General features: G+C 70.8%; 1 protein-coding gene. It reads right to left on the reverse strand.

What is annotated here, in order from left to right; translation table 11 throughout:
* A partial coding sequence (locus KVS67_RS13940; RefSeq protein ID WP_036313657.1) for a leucine zipper domain-containing protein occupies positions 1–212 on the reverse strand: 212 nt, incomplete at its 3' end.
* Positions 213–219: the final 7 nt, after the last annotated feature.

Here is a 219-nt window from a genome sequence, read left to right on the forward strand (position 1 = left end):
TCGAGCTGGGCAGGTGAACGGTGCGGCCGGCTGGGCAGGTCCTGAAGGCCGGCTTCTCCCTGGGCGCGGTAGCGGGCCACCCAGGTGGCCACCGTGGGCCGGCTCACCCGGAACTCGGCGGCGACATGGGCTTGCGGGATGCCGTCGTGCAGGTGGCGGTGGACCATCCTGAGACGGCCGGTGGGAGTCAGGGGTGCATTAGCGTGAGTCATGAGTGGG

The sequence above is a fragment of the Micrococcus sp. GbtcB5 genome (genome assembly GCF_019091605.1).
GTDB classification, from domain to species: Bacteria; Actinomycetota; Actinomycetes; order Actinomycetales; family Micrococcaceae; genus Micrococcus; species Micrococcus luteus.